Genomic DNA, 19842 nt, shown 5'->3' with positions numbered 1-19842 from the left:
CTTCAGACGAGCGCGCGCGGGCCGGGGTCCGGGTCCCGCGGGCGGGAGAACGTCGCCAGTGCGAAGGTGGAGAGCAGGACCATGTCGACGGTCACCGCCACCGACTGCCAGAACGCCCAGGAGTGTGGGGAGTCCATCCCCCAGGTGGCCGAACCGGTGGCCGAGAGCAGCACCATGATCAGCGCTCCCGCACTGACCAGGACCAGGATCCAGGCCGTCCGACGCCACCGGGCGCGGGCCCACGTCATCGCCATCGCCATCCCGATGGGCAGTGCCACCAAGGCGACGATCGAACCCACCATGTGCACCTTGGCGTGCCAGGACTGCTGCAGGCCGCCCGCATCGGTGCGGACCACCCCCATGGTCACCAGACCGATGCTGCCGATGACCAGCCAGTACCCGAAGTGATGACCGTTTGCAGGCTCCCCGGCGTGCAACGTCAGGACGGCGATCGCGGTCAGCACGGTCCAGGCGGTGAAGATCCAGCCGTTGGGCCCGATCCCGTACTGGGACACCGAGATCTGCGGCGGGAAGAAGTCGTGGTCGATCGCCTGCAGCAGGACGCACAGCACCAGTGCGGCCAACGCTGCGACCCGGCCGACCGCGAGCAGGGTCGCCGGTCGGGTCACCGCCGTACTTGTCGGCGAGCCGGCGAGGTCAGCGGCCGGGGACGTCACCCCTGCATCATCCTCTCCGGACCCGCGCAATCAGAGAGGTGGGTCGAAGCGTCCGTCGATCGCGGTCCACCCACCGTCGACGAACAGGGCCGAGCCGGTCACGAAGGACGAGGCATCGGAGGCCAGGAATACTGCGGCACCGGCCATCTCCGACGGCCGGGCCCACCGGCCGAGCGCGCTCTTTCCGGCGTAGGCGTCGGACCAGGCCTCATCGGCGCGGATCTGACCGGTCAGCTCGGTGGCGACGACCCCGGGGGCCACGGCGTTGAATCGGACTCCCGAGTGACCGAACTCGGCCGCGGCCGTCCGCAGGAGCTGTACGAGCCCCGCCTTGCTCGCGGCGTAGACACCCTGACCGGGCTCTACCGTCTGCGCCCGGATCGAGGAGAATGCGACGAACGAGCCGCTGCCGCGCTCCGCCATCGCCGGGCCGAAAGCGCGGAGCAGGGTGAAGACCCCCCGCAGGTTCAGCGTGATCACCCGGTCGAACTCGTCGTCGGAGTAGTCAGCAATCGGCTTGCGGACGTTCATCCCGACGGTGGTGACCAGGACGTCCGGGACGCCGTGGGTCAGCAGCTCGGCGACGGAGGCAGTATCGGTGACGTCCACACTCACCGCGTCGCCGTGGCAGGCGTCCGCAGTCGAGCGGGCCACCTCCCGGTCGAGGTCGGCTGCGGTGACCTGCGCGCCGTGTGCGGCCAGCGCCAGCGCCACCTCGGACCCGATCCCGCCGGCACCGATCACCAGCGCATGCCGACCCGTCAGGTCGAACAGCGAGCGGTAGGAATCCAGCCTCGGGTCGCCGGGAATACCCTCCGGGACTCCGGTATCAGTCATCGGCCGGCCACCGGCCGGATGACGGCGGCCCGGGTCACGGTGTACTCGGCAACCGCCCAGCGGGGACCCTCCCGGCCGATCCCCGAGTCCTTCACCCCGCCGTAGGCCAGGGCGTCGGACCGGAATCCGGGTACCTCGTTGACGATCACTCCCCCGACCTCCAGTTCGTCGATGCTGCGGTGGGCCAGCGCGAGCGAGGTGGTGAAGACCGAGGCCTGCAGCCCGTAACGCGAGCGGTTGGCCACCTCGATCGCCTCGTCGAAGTCGGCGACGACCCGGAGGGCGACCACCGGACCGAAGACCTCCTCGTCCCAGAGGCCGGTGCCGTCCGGGACGTCGGCCAGGATGGCCGGCGAGAGGCACCGCCCGACGCGCCGGCCACCGGCCAATTTCTTGGCTCCGGCTACCACAGCGTCCGAGATCCACTGCAGGACACGGTCGGTAGCAGCCTCGTTGATCAACGGCGCCACCCGGACGGTGGGTAGACGTGGGTCGCCGACCTGGACCCGGGCGACTTCCTGAAGGAGCAGCTCGGTGAACTCCCGGTAGACGCCGGCGACGACGATGACCCGTTGGACCGAGATGCAGGCCTGTCCCGACGCGTAGAAGCCGCCACTGGCCACGGCCCGCGCAGCCACGGCGAGATCCGCGTCGCCGCAGACGATCAGCGCCGAATTCGACCCCAGTTCCAGCAGCGCCCGCCGGGGTGCGCAGGCCCGGGCGATGGCATGGCCGACAGCAGCCGATCCGGTGAACGACACGATCGCCACCCGGGGGTCGATGGTGAGCTCGGTGCCGACCTCGGCGCCGCCGGTCACCGCCTGCACAGCGACCGACGGGGCGCCGGCGGCGGCCAGGGCGACACGGACGGCAGCCACCAGACACAGGGTCGAAAGCGGCGTCGCCGGCGCCGGTTTGATGATCACCGGGCAGCCCGCTGCGATGGCCGGGGCGATCTTGTGCGATGCCAGCAGCAACGGGTAGTTGAAACCGGCGATGCCGACCACCACCCCGGCCGGACGACGGGTGTAGGAGGCGATCAACGACTCCGCGCCGGGCAGGAAGTCCACCGGAACGGTCTCGCCCTGCAACCGGGCCGGTTCGTGGGCGGCCAGTTCCCAGGTCAGGGTGGTGCGGGCCACCTCGACCTCGCAGTCGGTGCGGGGCTTGCCGGTCTCGGAGATCAACAGCTCGACCAGCGGCCCGGCGTTCTCGTGCAGCATCTCTGCAACCTGTTGCAGCACCGCCATTCTCGTGCCGGTGGACAGCGCAGCCACGCTTCGTCGAGCCTCGTAGGCCGCATCGATCGCCGCCCGGGCCAGTTCCACGTCTCCGACCGGCGCACTGGCGACGACGCTCCCGTCCCAGGGAAACAGGACCGGCGCCTGCCTCGGGGCCGGTCTCCACCCTTCCCCGATGGGCAGGCAGCCGTCAGGGGGGCGGATCCGGTCGTCGATCACGCCCACCACTCTGCCATCCGGGGTCCGAGGCGATCCGTGGACCCGGACGCGGCCGCCGGCCCGTCCACTGCCTCGGCCGTTCGGTCGACCACCGGGTCAGCCGCCGCGGGCGGACGGGGCGAGATCCAGGTAGCTGGACCACGACCCGCCTCCGGTGGTCACCGATTGTGCTGCCAGCAAGCCCCTCACGAGGGCTCTGGTCACCACATCCGCTGCTGCGCAGAGAATGTGGTGCAACCCGATCTCGTCCGGGACCGGAGCCGCCCCGGTCGAGACCGCGAAGAGCGTGTCGCCGTCGAACTGGGTGTGCACCGGGTTGAGCGCGCGGGCCAGTCCGTCGTGCGCGGTGCCGGCCATCTTGGTGCACTGCGCCCTGGTCAGCGTCGCGTTGGTCGCGATGATCCCGATCGAGGTGTTCTGGACCGGTGAGGGCGCAGGCCCGCCGGGGGTCCGCAGGTGTGGCCCGGTGTTCATCACGGCGTGCAACAGCGCATCCCGGTCCGCAGTCGTCGGGATCCGCAGTCCCGGGAAGTCCTCCGGGCGCAGGTTGCGGGCCCCGAGCAACTCGCCGTTGCGTGGATCGACGGGGCAGCCGACCGCATTGGCCACCACCAGCGCCGCCACCACGATCCCGTCGGGCGTCACCGCGGACGCGGTCCCGACGCCGCCCTTGATCCCGGCGGTGACAGCGCCGGACCCTGCGCCCACCGGACCCATCCGGGTGTCGGGGCCGTTCCGCAGAGCTGCGGTCACCGCGCCGAGCCCGAACTCCGGGCCGGGGCGCTTGGTGAAATCACCCCCGCGGCCCAGATCGAACAGCACCGCGCCCGGAACGATCGGCACCACCGCACCGGGCGGTCCGACGGCGAAGCCGACGCCGCGGGCGGCGAGTGCATCGGTGACGCCGGACGCAGCCGACAGCCCGAAGGCACTCCCCCCGGTCAGCACGATGGCGTTTATCAGCCTCGGGGATGCGGTGGGGTGCAACAGGTCCGTCTCCCGCGTCCCCGGCGCCCCGCCGCGTACATCGACCCCGGCGACCATGCCATCGTCGGGCGCCAGGATCACCGTCGTACCGCTCAGATAGCCGCCGTCGGTCCGTTCGTGGTGGCCGATTCGGAGCCCTGAGACGTCGGTCAGCGCGTTGCCCGGACCGGCCGGGTAGCCGATCACCGGTTCGGATCCGCCGAATCGGCAGGCCGACCGGGCTCGGCCAGGAAGATGCGGGCAGCCAGCGCGTAGACCCCGAAGCAGCTGATGATGTCGGACACGTCGACGTACTCGTCCTTCGTGTGGGCGATCCACTTCCCACCTGGGCCGTAGACCACGGTCTGCAGGCCGGCATCCCTGGTCAGGATGGTGCCGTCGGTCGTCCCGGGTACCCCGCCCATCACCGCCGGCGTCTCGGTCATCGATTCGTGGGCCTGGACCAGGGCCCGGACGATCGGCGAGTCCTCGGGGGTGTCGACCGGTGGCCGGTCGTCGATGACGGTGATGGCGACGGTGAGGCCGGCGTCGTCGGCGATCTGCTCCGCGAGCCGGGTGATCAGGTGCAGCAGACCCTGGTGGCCGACGGCCGGGATGGTGCGGATGTCCAGATACACCGACGCGGAGGCCGGGATGACGTTGATCTGGGTCGGCTCGCCGGCGGCCAGCACCGTCGGGGTCAGGTAGAAGTCGCCGAGGTGCGGATGGGTGCCGACCGATTCGGCCACCTGACGCTCCAGCTCCGACAGCCCCATCAGCAGGGAACCCATCGCGGGCAGCGGGTTCCGGCCCTGGTGCGGCATCGCGCCGTGCGCCATCACGCCCTGCAGGTCGATGCGGAGCCGGATCGCCCCCTTGGCGACGGCGCAGACCTCGCCGCCCTCGGGCTCGCAGACGATGACGCCGTCGATGCCGGACCCGGCCAGCTCGGAGGCGGCGAAGTGCTTGACGCCCAGCATCATTCCCTCCTCGTCGGCCAGCGCCGCGACGATGATGCGGCCGCTGAAGCCGGTCATCTCGGTGGCCCGGGCCGCGTGGATCATCGCCGCCACCCCGGCCTTCATGTCGGCCGAACCACGGCCGAGCAACCGGCCGTCGACGATGTCACCGGAGAACGGCGGGAACGACCAGCTGTCCACATCGCCCGGGGTGACGACGTCCAGGTGACCCTCGAACATCAGGGTGCGCCCGGGACCGCTGCCGTTGATCACCGCCACCACGTTGGTCCGCCCGGTGGCGATCTCCTCGACCATGACGTCCCAGCCGAAGCCACGCATCACCTGGGCGACGAGCTCGGAGGCCGGCCGTTCCACGTCGTCACCGTCGGCGCGGACGAACGTTGGCAGCCGGACGAGGGCCTGGGTCAGCTCCACGACTGCCGTGGCAGCGTCGCGCACGAGCGGGCTGTCGGAGGACGACGGGCTGTCGGGATACGGCGCACCGTCGTCGGCGATCGGGTCTGTCATGCGGTCGATCCTGCCTCATCGGTTGAATCGGCTGAGGTGACTCCCGCGCCCCGGGCGCTCTGCCTGGCCCCGGCCGCGGCCAGACTCTTGGCCAGGGTGGGCACGGCGGCCAGCAACTCGCGGGTGTACCGCTGCTGCGGAGAGCGGTACAACGACTCGGTCGGCCCGGTCTCGATCAGCCGACCGTTCTGCAGGACGGCCACCTGGTCACACACCCGCCGCACCACGGCCAGATCGTGGGAGACGAAGATCAACGTCAGTTGCCGTTCCATCGCAATGGATTCCAGCAGGGCCAGAATCTGCGCCCGCACCGTGACGTCCAGCGCCGACACCGCCTCGTCGGCCAGCAGGATCTCCGGTTCCGGCGCGATCGCCCTGGCGATCGAGATGCGCTGACGCTGTCCCCCGGAGAACTGGTGGGGGTAACGGCGACCGGCGTCGGGCGGTAGACCCACCTGCTCGAGGGCGGTGGCGACCGCCGCGTCGACGTCCCTGATCCCCTGTACCTGCAACGGTTCGGCGACGATGTTGCGGACCCGCATCCGCGGATCGAGCGAACCCATCGGATCCTGGAAGACGATCTGCAGGCTCTTGCGGAGAAACCCCAGTTGGCCCTCCCGCAACCCGGTCAGATCGGTGCCGCCGACCTTCACCGTTCCGCTGGTCGCCTGGTCGAGCCCGGCGATCAGCCGCATCAGCGTGGTCTTCCCCGATCCGGACTCCCCGACGATCCCGAAACGCGACCCGCGCGGGATGGACAGGCTGACGTCCGCCAGCGCGTCGACCGTGCTGGTCCTCGCGAACGGGGACGACTTCGGGCGGGTAAAACGCCGCCACACATCGGTGATCTCGACGGCCGGGTGCAACGAGTCATCGGTCTCGACGGGCGAGGCAGGGCTGTTCATCCAAGATCCTCGACAGTCGCCGGCAAGGTATCCGGGACGGACAGGTCGGAGTCGGCCAGCAGTTGGCGGGTGTGCGGATGCTGCGGGTCGCTGAGCACGTCGATCACACTGCCCTGCTCGACGATCCGGCCCTGCCACATCACCAGCACCCGGTCGCAGATCGACGCCACCACGGCCAGGTCGTGCGAGATGAACAGCAGGGCCGCCCGGACCGCGCGGCTCTGCTGCGCGATCAGCTCCAGCACCCTGGCCTGCACCGTGACGTCGAGGGCGGTGGTCGGCTCGTCGCAGATCAACAGGTCGGGGCCGTTCGCGATGGCGATCGCCAGCACCACCCGCTGCCGCTGCACGCCGGACAGCTGGTGCGGGTACGACCGGGCCATCCGTTCCGGGTCGGGCAGGCCGGTACTGGTCAACAACTCGAGAGTGGTTGCCCTGGCTGCTTTCCGAGTCTTCATCCGATGCCGGACCATCACCTCGGCGACCTGCCGGCCGATCGTCATGGTCGGGTTGAGCGCCGTCATCGGCTCCTGGAAGACGGTGCCGATCCGCAGTCCCCTGACCCGGGCGAGTTGCCGTTCCGCGCCGTGGGCGAGGTCGGTGTGCACGCCGTCCAGGTGCACCGAGCCGGTCGCCTTCAGACCGTCGGGCAACAGACCCGCCACCGCCAGGCACGTCAGGGTCTTGCCCGAACCGGATGCGCCGATGATGCCCAACCGCTCGTCCCGCTCGATGACGAACGAGACGTCGTTGACCAGTTCCGTCGACCCGACCGCGATGCTCAGGTGGTCGACGGTGAGCAGCGCGCCTGTCGTCATCGGCCCGCCAGCCGGGGATCGAGGCGGTCGCGCAGTCCGTCGCCGAGCAGGTTGAACCCGAGGACCGCGAGCGCGATGGCCAGGCCCGGCCAGATCAGGATGACCGGGGCGTAGGTCAGCGCTGCGCTGTTCTCGTAGAGCATCCGTCCCCAGGACGCGGTGGTCGGCCCGGCCCCGAGCCCGAGGTAGGACAGCGCGGCCTCGGCGAGGATCGCGATGGCATAGGAGACCGAGACCTGGACGATCACCAACCCCATCACGTTCGGCAGCACGTGCCGGGCGGCAATCGCGAATCGCCGGCGGCCGGCGACCCTCGCAGCCTGCACGTAGTCGGTGGTCATCACCACCACGGTCCCGGACCGGACGACCCGGATGAACGACGGGATGCTCGCGACGCCGATCGCCGTCATCGCAGTGGTCAGCGAGCTTCCCCAGATGGTGGCGAAGACCAGCGCCAGCAGCAGCGCCGGGAAGGCCAGCATCAGGTCGGTGACGCGCATCAGCAACTCGGCCGGACCCCGGCGGACCATGCCGGCCAGGATGCCCAGCGGTGTACCGATCACCGCGGCGATGCCGACGGCGAGGATCCCGACGTACAGGGTGGTCCGGGAACCGGCCATCAGCAGCGAGGCGATGTCCCGGCCGCGGGTGTCGGTGCCCAGGAAGTGCCCGGCGGTACCGGGGCCGGCAGCCGGGTAGTTCACGTCGGTGTGGATCGTCGACCACGGTGTCCAGAAGAAGCTGACCACGGCGACCAGCACGATCGCCGCGACGATGGTGCCGCCGATCAGCAGGGTCGGCGAGAGCCGCTGCCCGCGTTCGATTTTCCGGTCGGTCATCGCTGTCGCAACCTCGGATCTATCAGGCTGTAGAGGACGTCGATCACGAACGACACGGCCAGCGCGATGGCCACCAGCGTCATCACGATCGCCTGGACCTGCAGGGTGTCCTGGTCACCGACCGACTTGACCAGCCACGATCCGATCCCGGGGATGACGAACACCTGCTCGACGACCACGGCGCCGACCAGGATCGTCACCAGTTGCACGCCGAGCACCGTCAGGACGGGGATCGAGGCGTTGCGGACGCCGTGGCGCAGCAGCGCCTGGAACGGCGTCAGCCCCTTGGACCGGGCGGTACGCAGATAGTCCTGGCCCATCTCGTCGAGCACCGCGGAGCGGACGTAGCGGGTGAGCACCGCGCCCTGCACCAGGCCGAGCGAGCACCACGGCAGCACCATGTGCTGCAGGAAGCCGACGGGGTCGGCGGCCGGCACCGCGTATCCACCGGACGGAAGCCACCCGAGCTTCACCGCGAACACCGCGACGGCCAGGATGCCGACCAGGAAGGCGGGTACCGCCACGCCGAGTTGAGTAATCCCGGAGATGATCCAGCCGGCGGCCCGTCGGTGCCACAGCGCGCTGAAGAGACCAAGCGGCAACGCGATGATCAGCGAGATCACCATCGCCCCGGCGACCAGCCACAGCGTCACGGACAACCGGTCGAACAACTGCGGACCGATGGCCGCCTTGCTCACGAACGAGTTGCCGAACTGGCCGTGCACGGCGCCCTGCGCCCAGGACAGGTACTGCGCGACCAGCGGCCGGTCGAGCCCCATCTGGCCGCGGAGTTCCGCGACACTCTGGTCGGTGGCCGACGTGCCGAGGGCAATCCGGGCCGGATCACCGAGCCCGGACAGCAGCCAGAACACCGCGATCGAGGCCACCACCACGCTGGCCAGGAAGACCAGCAGACGTCGGACGATTCGCCAGAGCACCCTACGATCAGCCCACCGAGAGACCGGCGAGCACGAACGCCTCGCCGACGGCGTTCTTCGGTAGCCCCTTGACGTTCGAGTCCGCCACGATCAGGTTCGGGAACGACCAGAGCCAGGCGGCGGCCGCGTCGTCGGCGAGCAGCACGACGGCCTTCTTGTAGTCGGCGATGAACTCCGTCGGGGTCCCGGCGTCGCCGTCGGCCAGCAGCTTGGCCACCGCGGGGTTGTGGTAGCGGGTGTAGTAGGTCGGGTTGGCCCACAGCGCCCCGATGTCCCGCGGCTCGACGTGGTTGATGATCGTCATGTCGTAGTCGGCCTTGCTGAAGACCTGGTCGAGCCAGACCGGGAACGTCACGTTGGTGGCCTTGACCGTGATGCCGGCCTCGGCGAGCTCGGAGATGATGATCGGCGCGGCCGCGGTGGCGTACGGCACCGGCGGCAGCGCCAGGTTCAACGTCAGGTTCGACCGACCGGCCGCGGCCAGCAGCGCCTTGGCCTTCGCGACGTCGTGCGGATACTTGTCGGCCTCGTCGACGAACCACGGATCGTTCGGCGATTCGTGGGAGCCGATGACGGTTCCGTAACCGGCCCAGGCGTTCTGCAGGATCGCCTTCTTGTCGATGGCGTAGTTGATGGCCTGCCGTACCCGGACGTCGTTCAGCGGTGCCTTGCCGTCGTTGAGGGTCATCTGCACCTCGCCATCGGTGGCGCCCTCGATGATCTGGTACTTGTCACCCGTCTTGAACTGGCCGAGGGCCTGCGGGGTCTGGACCGTGGAGACCACCTGGATGCCGCCGGTCAGCAGGGCGTTGTTCATCGCGACCGGATCACTGAAGTACTTGAAGGTGACCGTCTTCACCGAGGGCTTCGTCCCCCAGTAGGAGTCGTTGCGCGCCAACACGATCGAGTCACCACGATTCCAGGTCTGGAAGGTGTAGGGCCCGGTGCCGATCGGTTTGTTCGCCAGATCGGCCACCCCGGTCCGGGAGAACATCGCGCCGGCCCGACCGGTCAGGTTGAACAGCCAGGAGTTGCTCGGCTTGGCCAGCACGACCTTGAACACCGTCGGCGACACCACGGTGGTGGAGGCGATGACGACGTTCTTGATGTCGGCGGACGCGGCCTCGGCCATCTGCGCGCGGTAGGCCACCGGCTTCCACGCCGTGGTGACCCGGTCGATGGAGAACTTCGCGTCGTCCGCGGTGAAGGCGGCCCCGTCGGAGAACTTGACCCCCGAGTGCAGCGTGAACGTGTACGTCTTGCCGTCCGGCGAGACCGTCCACTTCTGCGCCAGGCTCGGCATGATCGTCCCGCTCTGGTCGAGCTTGACCAGCGTCTCGTACACGTTGGTCAAGAGCACCTGCGGAATGGCTGCGCCGTCAGCCTGGGTGAAGTCGAGACTGGACGGCTCGAGGATGAACCCGATGGACAGCGAGGCGTCGGACACCGGGGCCGCCGTGGTCGGGGCAACCGTGCTGCCAGGTCCGGACGTTGCCGGGCCGGAACTGGCACCGGAACCTGTTGCGGCAGAACTTGTGCCTACCGAACCGGACGAGGAGGAGGTCGCGGCCGGAGTCGAACTCGACGAGGTCGGGGTGACCGACTGCCCGGCCGAACAGGCCGACAGCACCAGGAGGCCGCCGACGAACGCTGCAGTGAGCAGACGGAAACGCTTCGCGGTGCGATTCGTGACGCTCATCGAATGCCTCTCACCAGACTGGTCGTTACGGCGTCGGAGAATCATCGCACCACGCAGCAGGCACCCACTCGCCGCATCGAGGTGGCTCATCCCACACGAATCGGGATTCTCAGTGCTGCGGGCCGGTCTCGGGCGGCGGCTGGTACCAGGCGGGCGGTCCGCCGGGAGCGGGTTGGCCCGGCGCGGGCGGCTGACCCTGCCCCGGGTGCTGACCCGGAGCCGGATAGCCCTGGTAACCGGGGGCCGGCGGCAGGTACTGCGGTCCGGAGGGCGGTGCGGCCGGATGACGGGGCGCCTCGACCGCAGGCATCGGAGCCCGGTACGGCGGTGCGGCCAGTGCACGTGCGGCCGCTGCGCGCGCCGCGTCTGCGTCCGCCCGCTCCCCGGCCGCCCGGATCGCGTCCTGGTCCGCGACGGTCAACTGCGCCTCTCGCTCGGCCTGCCTGACGGCCTCTGCGACCTCGGCGGACGACGTTCCCTCGAACCAGTCCTTGACGTCGTCGTCGATGTCCCCCGGCCTCGCGGCCGGCTTGTCCGAGGGCTCGTCTTTCGGTGGCTCGTAACGGAACACCCCGTCATCACCCTTGGCGCCCAACATCTTCGCGAAGCCCTCGAGGGACTTGCCGAAGTCGCTCGGGATCATCCAGACCTTGTTCGCGTCACCCTGCGCCAACTGCGGCAGGGTCTGCAGGTACTGGTAGGCCAGGAGTTCGGGGGTCGGCTTGCCGGCCTTCACGGCGGCGAACACCTTCTCGATCGCCTTCGCCTGCCCCTGGGCCTGCAGGTAGCGGGCGGCCCGCTCACCCTGGGCCCGCAGGATCCGGGACTGCCGCTCGCCCTCCGCCGCCAGGATGGACGACTGCTTGGCGCCCTCGGCGGTCAGCACCGCAGCCTGCTTCAGACCCTCGGCGGTCTTGATCGACGCCTCCCGCTGGCCCTCGGCGGTCAGGATCATGGCGCGCTTGTCCCGGTCGGCGCGCATCTGCTTCTCCATCGAGTCCTGGATCGACAGCGGCGGGTCGATGGCCTTGAGCTCGACCCTGGCCACCCGGATCCCCCACTTCCCGGTCGCCTCGTCGAGCACCCCGCGCAGCTGCCCGTTGATGGCGTCACGACTGGTCAGCGTCTGCTCCAGGTTCATCCCGCCGACGACGTTCCGGAGGGTGGTGGTGGTGAGCTGCTCCACGGCGACGATGTAGTTGGCGATCTCGTAGACCGCGGCGCGCGGGTCGGTGACCTGGAAGTACACGACCGTGTCGATCGACACGGTCAGGTTGTCCTCGGTGATCACCGGCTGCGGCGGGAACGACACGACCTGCTCGCGCAGATCGATGCGGGCCCGGATCCGGTCGAGGAATGGTGCCAGCCACACCAGCCCGGCGTTGTTCGTCTTGTGGAATCGGCCGAGGCGCTCCACCACGGCCGCCTGGGCCTGTGGGATCACCTTCACCGAGCGGATCACGATGATGATCGCGAGAACGGCGACGATCAACGCGCCGATCAGAACTGGATCCATGAGTGCTCCTCGTCGAGTTGCGGCCGCCTGTCTGCCCTACCCCTGGAGTGTGCACCGTCGGCGCGCGGTGAACCGGTAGGTCATGGTCCCCAGATGACCACTGCCGTCGCGCCGCGGACCTCGACGACCGTCACCGGAGTGCCCGGCGTGAGCGGACGATGCCCGTCGACGCCCTGCGCCGACCACACCTCGCCGCCGATCTTGACCTGCCCGCCCGAGGAATCGACGGTGGAGATCACCATCGCCTTCGACCCGATCACGGCGTCGATCCCGGTCCGGATGCGGGACGGACCCTGAAAACGGCGCAGCAGCGGAGGGCGGGCGCCGATGACCAGCCCGACGGAGGTCAGCGCGAAGACGAGGAGCTGCAGCCACAGCAGATCCGGCGCCAACCAGGCGACGCCCGCCGTGACCAGGGCTCCACCGCCCAGCATCAGCAGCACGAACTCGCCGCCCAGCAGCTCGGCCAGCGACAGCAGAAGTGCTCCGCTGAACCACACCCATGCCGGCATGGGTCCAGTCTGCCAGTGGTCGGACGGTGGTCGGGCGGGTGCACGGTCACAGTTCGCTACCGGAACGTCGTGTCGCCGCGGCACACCGGGAACCGCGCTATCGCGGCGGAGCAGTCACGAAGTCGATCAGCCGCTCCACCGCCGTGACGACCGGGGTCGCCAGATCGCGATAGTCGCGGACGGCGCCGTTGACCCGTCCCCACATCGTGCCGGTATCCGAAATACCAAGGGCTGCACACACTCCCGTTTTCCAGTCCGTTCCCCGCGGCACCGTCGGCCAGGCCCTGATGCCCACCGATTCCGGCCGCACGGCCGCCCAGATGTCGATGAAGGGGTGCCCGGTCACCAGCACGTGCGGGGAGGTGATGCCGGCCGCGATCCTGGTCTCCTTCGATCCCGGGACGAGGTGGTCGGCCAGCACACCGAGGCGCCGCTCCGGCCCCGGACCGAACTCGGCCACCGCCGCCGGCAAATTGTCCAGACCGTCGATCGGCTCCACGACGATGCCCTCGACCCGCAGATCGTGCCCCCACACCCGTTCGACGAGGGCGGCGTCATGGATACCTTCGACCCAGATGCGGGCCGCTCGGGCCGTCCGGGCCCGGAGGCCCGCCACCGCCCGCGATCCGGAGGCGGACAACGCCGGCCCGGCCGCCACCGCAGCCGGGCGGACCAGCGTCACCGGTTTGCCGTCGATCAGAAATCTGGCCGGTTCGAGCGGGAACATCCGTCGTCGGCCCCTGCGGTCCTCGAGCGTCACCGCGGTCGACGTGCAGGCGACCACCGCCCCGCAGAAACCGGAGTCGGAATCCTCGGCGACCAGGTCGGTCTCGGCCGGCACCTCGGGGATCACCCGTCGCGCCCTCGGGGTCGACAGCACGTCGTTCCCGTAGTCGCCCGGTCGGGTCGGGAGGGCGGACGCCCCCTGGTATCTGATGCGGACGCTGTCGTCGAATCCCTTGGCCACGCCCGCTGACGCTACGCGGCGTCACGTACGGTGGCACGCATGTCCTCTGTGCACGCCGCGACCACGCTGGCCCTGTGGGCCGCCGCGCGTGTCGGCGGTCGCAGCACCGACGACGTGCTGGCCGCCGTGGACGCCGCCGGACATCGCGTCGGAGTCCGGGCGGCTTCGACCGCGGTGGCGCAGGCGACCGGGCTGCCCGGGCCGGGTTCGCCCACCGCAGGTTCGATGTCACTGCTGCCACTGATGGTCGGTGGCGGCATCCCCGATCTACTGCTGCCGACCGCCGGCGATCTTCGTGGTCTGCCCCCGGGGGGCGACATCACCGTCCCGGCCCTGGACGCCGGAGCGGTGGTGGTCTTCCCGGATCTCGAGATCGGGGTGGTGCCGGCCGACGGTCAGTGGCGCGTGCACCGTTGTCCGGGCGGCCACCCGACGTTGACGATCAGCGAAGCCAACGGAGAGATCGACGGCGCCATGGCCGATGCCACACGGTCGTTGATCGCGGTGGACATCGCGAGGGGCTCGGAACAGGTTCGCGAACACGTGCGGCGCCGAATGCTGGACGAAGCGGTGGACATGCCACCGGGGGCCCCGACTGCCGCGTCGGCGTTGCTGGCGAAGGTCATCTCGCTGGAGGCTCTGCTCGCCGTGGCGGCCGGCCACGAAACCGCGGCCGTGACCAGTCGCGAACTCGCCGTGGTCGACGACGCCCTACGGCCACTGACCACAGCGGTCCGGGCCGGCCGACGGGCGGCGGTGGCCGCAGCGGCCCGGGTCCTGGCGACCGAGACGGTCAGCAGGACCCGGCGCTGAGCAGGTAGCGGGCCGAGACCCGCACCGGGATGACTACTTCCCGACGATGTCCTTCGCTGCGTCGCCGACCTTGTCGCCGGCCTGCTTGACGTTGGCCTTGGCCTGATCGCCCTGGCCCTCGGCCTGCAGATCCTCGTTCCCGGTCACCTTGCCGGCAACTTCCTTCGCTTTGCCGGCGCCTTCTTCGGCGGCGTGCTGGATCTTGTCTCCGATGGACATGATGGGGCCTTTCTCTCGTCGGGGTCGGTCCGTGGTGTGCCGACCGCTCGCCAGGATGAGTGCCCGGATCAGCCGGATCTACACCGAGATCAGCTGATTCACAACATTTCTCCAGCCCTTCCTGCCCTGGGAGCGCGGGCCGGGCCTCACCTGGGAGCGCGGGGCCGAGCCGACCGCGTCACTCCCGGTCGGAGAATCCCAGTGCGTGGAATCCACCGTCGACCATCACCATGGAACCCGTCGTCGCGGGGAACCAGTCGGACAGCAGGGCACAGACGGCCTTGGCAACGGGGGTCGGGTCGGACGTGTCCCAGCCGAGTGGGGCGCGGCCCGTCCAGGCGTCCTCGAGGCTGGAGAACCCGGGGATCGACTTGGCGGCCATCGTGCGCACCGGACCGGCCGACACCAGGTTCACCCTGATGCCCTTGGGCCCCAGATCCCGGGCCAGGTAGCGCGAAACGGACTCCAGGGCGGCCTTGGCCACGCCCATCCAGTTGTAGGCCGGCCACGCCTGACGGGCATCGAAGTCGAGCCCGACGACGGATCCTCCGCTGGACATCATCGGCAGGCAGGCGACCGCCAGGGCCTTGAGCGAGAACGCGGAGGTGTGGACGGTCGTCGCGACGTCCTGCCAGGCGGTGGCAAGGAAATCCCCACCCAGCGCCCCGGCCGGCGCGAATCCGATCGAATGCAGTACCCCGTCGATGCTCGGGATGTACTCGCCGACACGCGTGGCCAGCGAATCCAGGTGGGCCTGATCGGTGACGTCCAACTCGACCACCGGGGCCTCGGCCGGCAGCCGCTTCGCGATGCGTTCCACCAGCGACAGCCGCCCGTAACCGGTGAGCACCACGTTGGCACCCTGCTCCTGCGCCATCCGCGCGGTGTTAAAGGCCATGGACGCCTCGGTGATCACTCCGGTGATCAGCAGGTTCTTGCCGGTCAGGATTCCGGTCATGTGGTGGTTCCTCGTCTGTCTCTACTGGGGGGTTTGGTGGTGCGTCGGGGATGGAGAAGTGGTGGATCGGGTCAGTGGCCCATACCGAGGCCGCCGTCGACCGGGATCACTGCACCGGTGATGTACGACGCCTGCTCGGAGGCGAGAAAGGTGACCGCACCGGCGATTTCCTCGGGGTGTGCGAAACGGCCGAGCGGGATGCCCGCCAGGTATTCGTCCACTCGGGCCTCGGGTAGCTCCCGGGTCATGTCCGTGTCGACGAACCCGGGCGCAATCACGTTCGCGGTGATGTTGCGGGAGCCGAGCTCACGGGTGATCGACCTGGCCATGCCCACCAGACCGGCCTTGGACGACGAATAGTTGACCTGACCGGCGCCGCCGGAGAGTGCAGCGACCGAGGAGATGAAGATCATCCGGCCCCAGCGTTTCCGCAACATCCCGGACGAAGCTCTCTTGGCCACCCGGTAGGCACCGGTGAGGTTGGCATCGACCACCCGGGTGAACGACTCCTCGCTCATCCGCAGCAGCAGGGTGTCCTCGGTGATACCGGCGTTCGAGACCAGCACTTCGACCGGACCCTGCTCGGATTCGACCTGCTTGAAGGCTGCGTCCACCGATCCGAGGTCGGTCACGTCGCACACCACACCGGCAAGGCCCGCCGGTGGTTCGCCGGTGCGATGGGTGACCGTCACGCGGTGACCGGCCCGGGCCAGATCACGCGCGATGGCCAGGCCGATCCCCCGGTTCCCGCCGGTGACGAGCGCCGAGCGCGGTACGAACGGGTGGGATTCGCCCACCGAGTCAGCCGATGACACGCAACTACCTCCAGGGACAGATCGTCGGACACCGCAGCACCCGTGGGCCGCCGCGCCAGATGACCCTATCGGGCAGAAGCCGCGGGCGCTGACATGCGAGCGCGCCGCGCCGCGGAGGGCCGTCCCGCTCCACCGCGAGGGGATCAGGCCGTGGGCATCAAGGAATGCGGCCGCCGATGACGAGTGCACCGGCCGCGCCGAGCATCACCAGGATGGTGCCGGCGATCAGCCAGGGCCGGGAGACGTCCTGCTGCTTGATCTCGTAACCGATCTGCTCGCCCAGCTGCGAGTACACGGACTTGAGCTCGTCGGCCGTGGCCGCTGTGTGGTAGTCGCCGCCGGAGATCCGGGCGATCTGCTGCATCGAGCTGGTGTCCAGTGGGACCGGGATCGCCGAGCCCTGGTAGTTGATCGTCCCGTGGTCGGTGCCGAACGCGATCATCGAGATCGGGATCTTGGCCGTGGCAGCAACTTTGGCGGCGTCATCGACGCTGCGACCGACGGTCTGCTTGCCATCGGTCATCATCACGATCCTGGCCGGGGCCGGCCCGTCCGCGCCGCTGATCGACTTGGAGAACACGTCGATCGTCTGCAGACAGGAGATGATCGCGTCACCCGTCGCGGTGCGCTCGTCGAGCTTGAGAGCGGCGATCGCTGCGACCACCGGGGCGCGCTCCGCCGTCGGCGACACCAGCACGGTGGAGATGCCGGCGAACGTGACGAGCCCGAGATTCACCCCGGGCGTCAGTTCCTTCACGAACTCGGTCGCCGCCACCTTGGCGGCATCCAGCCGGTTCGGTGCCACATCGGTTGCCTCCATCGACAGCGAGACGTCGATGGCCAGCATCACCGTGGCCCGGTTGCGCGGCACCTTGGTGTCCGCCGTGGGGCCGGCCAGCGCCACCGTCAGCAGGATCAGCCCGACCAGCACGATCCCGGTGGGCAGGTGACGCAGTCGCCCGGGACGCCGCGGAGCGACCCGTTCCAGGAGCTCGAGGTTGGCGAAGCGCAGGGTGTGACGCCGCGTCCGGCGCTGGGCGATGACGTACCCGACGACCAGCGCGAGGACCGCAACGCCGGCGGCGAACCACAGCGGATGGGCGAAGGTCATCTGGCCCCCCGGGATGCGGGGGCTGCGGCGGTCGCTGCCGACGCCGGCGTCGAGAAGCCGGGTGCCGCCAGCGAGGTCGAGCCGGGGTTCGAGGGTCCCCCGGACCACCCACGCTTGCGGCTGAGCACGAAGCGGAGCACGTCGGCGATCCAGTCCCGGTCGGTGCTCAGGGTCAGCTGCGCCGCGCCGCAACGACGAAGGGCCGTTGCCACCGCGGCACGGTGACCCGCGGCGGCCTCGGCGAAGTCCCGGCGCAGGCCAGGGGTTGTCGAGACCTCCTTCGTCCGACCGGATTCGGGGTCGAGCAAGGTGACGAGACCCACGGCGGGCAGTTCGAGATCGCGAGGGTCGAGCACCTCGATGGCCAGCAGATCGTGCCGCCCGGAAAGTGCACGTAGCGACCGCTCCCAGTTGATGTCACCCAGGAAATCGGAGATGACGACCGCCAGACCACGCCGTCGGGGTGGTCGACGGAGCTGTTCGATGGCGGCGGCGAGATCTCCGCGCTCCCCGATCGGCGAGCGCGGTGTGGTGGCGAGGGCGCGCAGCAGGTGCTGGAGGCTGGCCTTCCCGCCGCGGGCCGGGTATCGCGTGACGCCGCCGCCGGCCGACACCACGGCGCCGAGACGATTGCCCCCACCGCCCGTGAGGTGGCCGACCGCGGCGGCGGCCGCCACCACCAGATCGCGCTTCTCGCAGCCGGAGGTACCGAAATCCAGAGAGGCGGAAAGGTCTGCCACCAGCCAGGTCTCGAGTTCACGGTCGGCGACCGTCTGACGGATGTGCGCCTCGGTCGTCCTGGCCGTGACGGACCAGTCCATCCGGCGCACATCATCGCCGGGGTAGTAGGGCCGGGCGTCCCCCGGCTCGGTTCCGGGACCCGGGACGAGTCCGAGATGGTTGCCCTGCAACAGCCCGTCCAGGCGCCGCCGCACGGTCAGCTCCAGCGAGGTGAGCGCAGCATCCAGCCGGGTGGGATCGGCCGTCGATGGCGGCGCCCCGAACGGCCGCTCGGCGGGCTGGGGCATCAGGCGACACCCGAGTTGGTGTACGGACTGACCTGTGGGAGCGGGATCACCCGCAGCAGCCTGGTCAGGATGGTGTCGACGGGTACCCCGTCGGCCAGCGCGTCGTAGGACAGCACCAGGCGATGACGCAGCACGTCAGGGGCCACGTCAACGACGTCCTGCGGCACGACGAAATCGCGGCCCCGCACGAGGGCGAGTGCGCGTGCGGCCGCGATGATCCCGAGTGATGCACGAGGCGACGCACCGTAGGACAACCAGGAGGCGACGTCGGGCAGCCCGTGCTCGGCCGGCGTCCGGGTGGCGTAGACGAGTCGCACCACGTAGTCGACCAGTGCGTGGTGGACGAAGACGTTGGCGGCCACCTGCTGCAGCCGTGACAGCTCCTCGATCGGCAGCACCTGCTGTGCGACCGGCGGCGTCACGCCCATCCGGTAGACGATCTCGCGCTCCTCGTCGGGCTCCGGGTAGCCGACCATGAGCTTGAACAGGAAGCGGTCGCGCTGCGCCTCGGGAAGCGGGTAGACCCCCTCGTTCTCGATCGGGTTCTGGGTGGCCATCACCAGGAACGGGTCGGGCATCGGGTACGTCTTGCCGCCGATCGAGACGTGCCGCTCGGCCATCACCTCGAGCAGCGCCGACTGCACTTTGGCGGGTGCGCGGTTGATCTCGTCGGTCAGGACGAAGTTGGCCACGACGGGGCCGAGTTCGGTGTCGAACTCCTCGCGTCCGGCACGGTAGATCCTGGTGCCGAGCAGATCCGACGGGACCAGGTCGGGGGTGAACTGGATGCGCGAGAAGGTGCCGCCGACGACCCTCGCGAAGGTCTCGACGGCCAGGGTCTTCGCCACACCGGGGACGCCCTCGATGAGCAGGTGGCCCTTGGCCAGGAGACCGACCAGCATCCGCTCGACCAATCGGTCCTGGCCGACGATCACCTTCTTGACCTCGAACACGGTGCGCTCCAGCAGCGCGGCGTCCCGAGCCGGTCCCGGCCGCTCGGTGACGGCAGGCGGGACGCCCTGATAGGCGGCCGGGGCCGACACCTGCGCATAGGGACGCGGCGGTCCGGTATACCCGCCGATGGTGCCCGGCGCGCCGGCACCGCCCGGCGCGGTGGTGGGAGTGGCGAACGGCCCCGATGGGACCGGGGTGGGCTGGATTGCGCCCGACCTCGATCGGTTGAACTCGGGTCCGTTCGTTGGCTCGGCCGTCACCGGCTGCTCCTCACCTGTTGCCTGCTGTTGGTCCATCTCACCACCCCATCATGGCCTGCCGCG

The 19842-nt window shown here is 69.7% G+C and carries 20 protein-coding genes; 1 reads left to right on the top strand and 19 read right to left on the bottom strand.

The window, feature by feature from the left end; genetic code table 11:
* Positions 1-2: 2 nt before the first annotated feature.
* From ABIB25_RS02945 to ABIB25_RS02885, 13 genes are all read right to left on the bottom strand, one after another.
* Positions 3-677, bottom strand: coding sequence for a DUF998 domain-containing protein (locus ABIB25_RS02945; protein WP_354526897.1), 675 nt, complete (start codon positions 675-677; stop codon positions 3-5).
* Positions 678-707: 30 nt separating this feature from the next.
* Positions 708-1514, bottom strand: coding sequence for an SDR family NAD(P)-dependent oxidoreductase (locus tag ABIB25_RS02940; RefSeq protein WP_354526896.1), 807 nt, complete (start codon positions 1512-1514; stop codon positions 708-710).
* On the bottom strand, positions 1511-2974 hold the full coding sequence (locus ABIB25_RS02935) for an aldehyde dehydrogenase family protein (protein ID WP_502919725.1): 1464 nt from the start codon (positions 2972-2974) through the stop codon (positions 1511-1513). The genes ABIB25_RS02940 and ABIB25_RS02935 overlap by 4 nt, the downstream gene beginning before the upstream one ends.
* A gap of 96 nt (positions 2975-3070) precedes the next feature.
* Entirely contained in the window at positions 3071-4147 is a 1077-nt protein-coding gene (locus ABIB25_RS02930) for a P1 family peptidase (protein WP_354526895.1), read from the bottom strand.
* Positions 4144-5427: a M20 family metallopeptidase gene (locus tag ABIB25_RS02925; RefSeq protein ID WP_354526894.1), complete on the bottom strand. Its 1284-nt coding sequence runs from the start codon at positions 5425-5427 to the stop codon at positions 4144-4146. Before ABIB25_RS02925 ends, ABIB25_RS02930 begins: the two co-directional genes overlap by 4 nt.
* On the bottom strand, positions 5424-6332 hold the full coding sequence (locus ABIB25_RS02920; protein WP_354526893.1) for an ABC transporter ATP-binding protein: 909 nt from the start codon (positions 6330-6332) through the stop codon (positions 5424-5426). The genes ABIB25_RS02925 and ABIB25_RS02920 overlap by 4 nt, the downstream gene beginning before the upstream one ends.
* Positions 6329-7150 carry an ATP-binding cassette domain-containing protein gene (locus ABIB25_RS02915; RefSeq protein WP_354526892.1) on the bottom strand — a complete coding sequence of 274 codons (822 nt, stop codon included), beginning with the start codon at positions 7148-7150 and terminating at the stop codon, positions 6329-6331. The genes ABIB25_RS02920 and ABIB25_RS02915 overlap by 4 nt, the downstream gene beginning before the upstream one ends.
* On the bottom strand, positions 7147-7989 hold the full coding sequence (locus tag ABIB25_RS02910; RefSeq protein ID WP_354526891.1) for an ABC transporter permease: 843 nt from the start codon (positions 7987-7989) through the stop codon (positions 7147-7149). The genes ABIB25_RS02915 and ABIB25_RS02910 overlap by 4 nt, the downstream gene beginning before the upstream one ends.
* Positions 7986-8927 carry an ABC transporter permease gene (locus ABIB25_RS02905; protein WP_354526890.1) on the bottom strand — a complete coding sequence of 314 codons (942 nt, stop codon included), beginning with the start codon at positions 8925-8927 and terminating at the stop codon, positions 7986-7988. The genes ABIB25_RS02910 and ABIB25_RS02905 overlap by 4 nt, the downstream gene beginning before the upstream one ends.
* A gap of 7 nt (positions 8928-8934) precedes the next feature.
* A complete protein-coding gene (locus tag ABIB25_RS02900) occupies positions 8935-10626 on the bottom strand; it encodes an ABC transporter substrate-binding protein (RefSeq protein WP_354526889.1) in 1692 nt (563 codons plus the stop codon).
* A 109-nt stretch (positions 10627-10735) separates the two neighbouring features.
* Positions 10736-12142 (bottom strand): SPFH domain-containing protein, encoded by a 1407-nt coding sequence (locus tag ABIB25_RS02895; RefSeq protein ID WP_354526888.1) that lies wholly within the window; start codon positions 12140-12142, stop codon positions 10736-10738.
* An 80-nt stretch (positions 12143-12222) separates the two neighbouring features.
* On the bottom strand, positions 12223-12654 hold the full coding sequence (locus tag ABIB25_RS02890) for an NfeD family protein (protein WP_354526887.1): 432 nt from the start codon (positions 12652-12654) through the stop codon (positions 12223-12225).
* A 97-nt stretch (positions 12655-12751) separates the two neighbouring features.
* Complete coding sequence (locus ABIB25_RS02885) at positions 12752-13591, bottom strand: DUF3097 domain-containing protein (RefSeq protein ID WP_502919738.1); 840 nt, start codon at positions 13589-13591, stop codon at positions 12752-12754.
* A 69-nt stretch (positions 13592-13660) separates the two neighbouring features.
* Here ABIB25_RS02885 and ABIB25_RS02880 point away from each other — a divergent pair, with 69 nt between their 5' ends.
* A complete protein-coding gene (locus ABIB25_RS02880; protein WP_354526886.1) occupies positions 13661-14434 on the top strand; it encodes an Rv1486c family protein in 774 nt (257 codons plus the stop codon).
* 33 nt (positions 14435-14467) lie between these two features.
* Here the strand turns inward: ABIB25_RS02880 and ABIB25_RS02875 are convergent, their stop codons facing one another.
* The 6 genes from ABIB25_RS02875 to ABIB25_RS02850 all read right to left on the bottom strand — a co-directional run bounded on the left by ABIB25_RS02875 (position 14468) and on the right by ABIB25_RS02850 (position 19815).
* Positions 14468-14653: a CsbD family protein gene (locus tag ABIB25_RS02875; protein WP_354526885.1), complete on the bottom strand. Its 186-nt coding sequence runs from the start codon at positions 14651-14653 to the stop codon at positions 14468-14470.
* Between the two features lie 178 nt (positions 14654-14831).
* On the bottom strand, positions 14832-15611 hold the full coding sequence (gene fabI, locus ABIB25_RS02870; protein ID WP_354526884.1) for an enoyl-ACP reductase FabI: 780 nt from the start codon (positions 15609-15611) through the stop codon (positions 14832-14834).
* A gap of 71 nt (positions 15612-15682) precedes the next feature.
* Positions 15683-16426 carry a 3-oxoacyl-ACP reductase FabG gene (fabG, locus tag ABIB25_RS02865; RefSeq protein WP_354526883.1) on the bottom strand — a complete coding sequence of 248 codons (744 nt, stop codon included), beginning with the start codon at positions 16424-16426 and terminating at the stop codon, positions 15683-15685.
* Between the two features lie 157 nt (positions 16427-16583).
* The gene (locus ABIB25_RS02860; RefSeq protein ID WP_354526882.1) at positions 16584-17537 is read right to left on the bottom strand and encodes a VWA domain-containing protein; all 954 of its coding nucleotides are present in this window, start codon (positions 17535-17537) and stop codon (positions 16584-16586) included.
* On the bottom strand, positions 17534-18565 hold the full coding sequence (locus ABIB25_RS02855) for a DUF58 domain-containing protein (RefSeq protein WP_354526881.1): 1032 nt from the start codon (positions 18563-18565) through the stop codon (positions 17534-17536). Before ABIB25_RS02855 ends, ABIB25_RS02860 begins: the two co-directional genes overlap by 4 nt.
* Positions 18565-19815, bottom strand: coding sequence for an AAA family ATPase (locus tag ABIB25_RS02850; RefSeq protein WP_502919724.1), 1251 nt, complete (start codon positions 19813-19815; stop codon positions 18565-18567). The genes ABIB25_RS02855 and ABIB25_RS02850 overlap by 1 nt, the downstream gene beginning before the upstream one ends.
* Positions 19816-19842 lie beyond the last annotated feature (27 nt).

Source organism: Nakamurella sp. UYEF19, from assembly GCF_040546275.1.
GTDB lineage: Bacteria > Actinomycetota > Actinomycetes > Mycobacteriales > Nakamurellaceae > Nakamurella.
This window is presented reverse-complemented; position numbering and strand designations above follow the sequence as displayed.

What these genes read in the sequence shown, in the direction of transcription:
- ABIB25_RS02855 (WP_354526881.1), bottom strand. Translation starts at nt 18,565, where the DNA reads ATGCCCCAGCCCGCCGAGCGGCCGTTCGGGGCGCCGCCATCGACGGCC.
- ABIB25_RS02860 (WP_354526882.1), bottom strand. Translation starts at nt 17,537, where the DNA reads ATGACCTTCGCCCATCCGCTGTGGTTCGCCGCCGGCGTTGCGGTCCTC.
- ABIB25_RS02850 (WP_502919724.1), bottom strand. Translation starts at nt 19,815, where the DNA reads ATGGACCAACAGCAGGCAACAGGTGAGGAGCAGCCGGTGACGGCCGAG.
- ABIB25_RS02915 (WP_354526892.1), bottom strand. Translation starts at nt 7,150, where the DNA reads ATGACGACAGGCGCGCTGCTCACCGTCGACCACCTGAGCATCGCGGTC.
- ABIB25_RS02875 (WP_354526885.1), bottom strand. Translation starts at nt 14,653, where the DNA reads ATGTCCATCGGAGACAAGATCCAGCACGCCGCCGAAGAAGGCGCCGGC.
- ABIB25_RS02895 (WP_354526888.1), bottom strand. Translation starts at nt 12,142, where the DNA reads ATGGATCCAGTTCTGATCGGCGCGTTGATCGTCGCCGTTCTCGCGATC.
- ABIB25_RS02940 (WP_354526896.1), bottom strand. Translation starts at nt 1,514, where the DNA reads ATGACTGATACCGGAGTCCCGGAGGGTATTCCCGGCGACCCGAGGCTG.
- ABIB25_RS02910 (WP_354526891.1), bottom strand. Translation starts at nt 7,989, where the DNA reads ATGACCGACCGGAAAATCGAACGCGGGCAGCGGCTCTCGCCGACCCTG.
- fabI (WP_354526884.1), bottom strand. Translation starts at nt 15,611, where the DNA reads ATGACCGGAATCCTGACCGGCAAGAACCTGCTGATCACCGGAGTGATC.
- ABIB25_RS02900 (WP_354526889.1), bottom strand. Translation starts at nt 10,626, where the DNA reads ATGAGCGTCACGAATCGCACCGCGAAGCGTTTCCGTCTGCTCACTGCA.
- ABIB25_RS02920 (WP_354526893.1), bottom strand. Translation starts at nt 6,332, where the DNA reads ATGAACAGCCCTGCCTCGCCCGTCGAGACCGATGACTCGTTGCACCCG.
- ABIB25_RS02880 (WP_354526886.1), top strand. Translation starts at nt 13,661, where the DNA reads ATGTCCTCTGTGCACGCCGCGACCACGCTGGCCCTGTGGGCCGCCGCG.
- ABIB25_RS02925 (WP_354526894.1), bottom strand. Translation starts at nt 5,427, where the DNA reads ATGACAGACCCGATCGCCGACGACGGTGCGCCGTATCCCGACAGCCCG.
- ABIB25_RS02890 (WP_354526887.1), bottom strand. Translation starts at nt 12,654, where the DNA reads ATGCCGGCATGGGTGTGGTTCAGCGGAGCACTTCTGCTGTCGCTGGCC.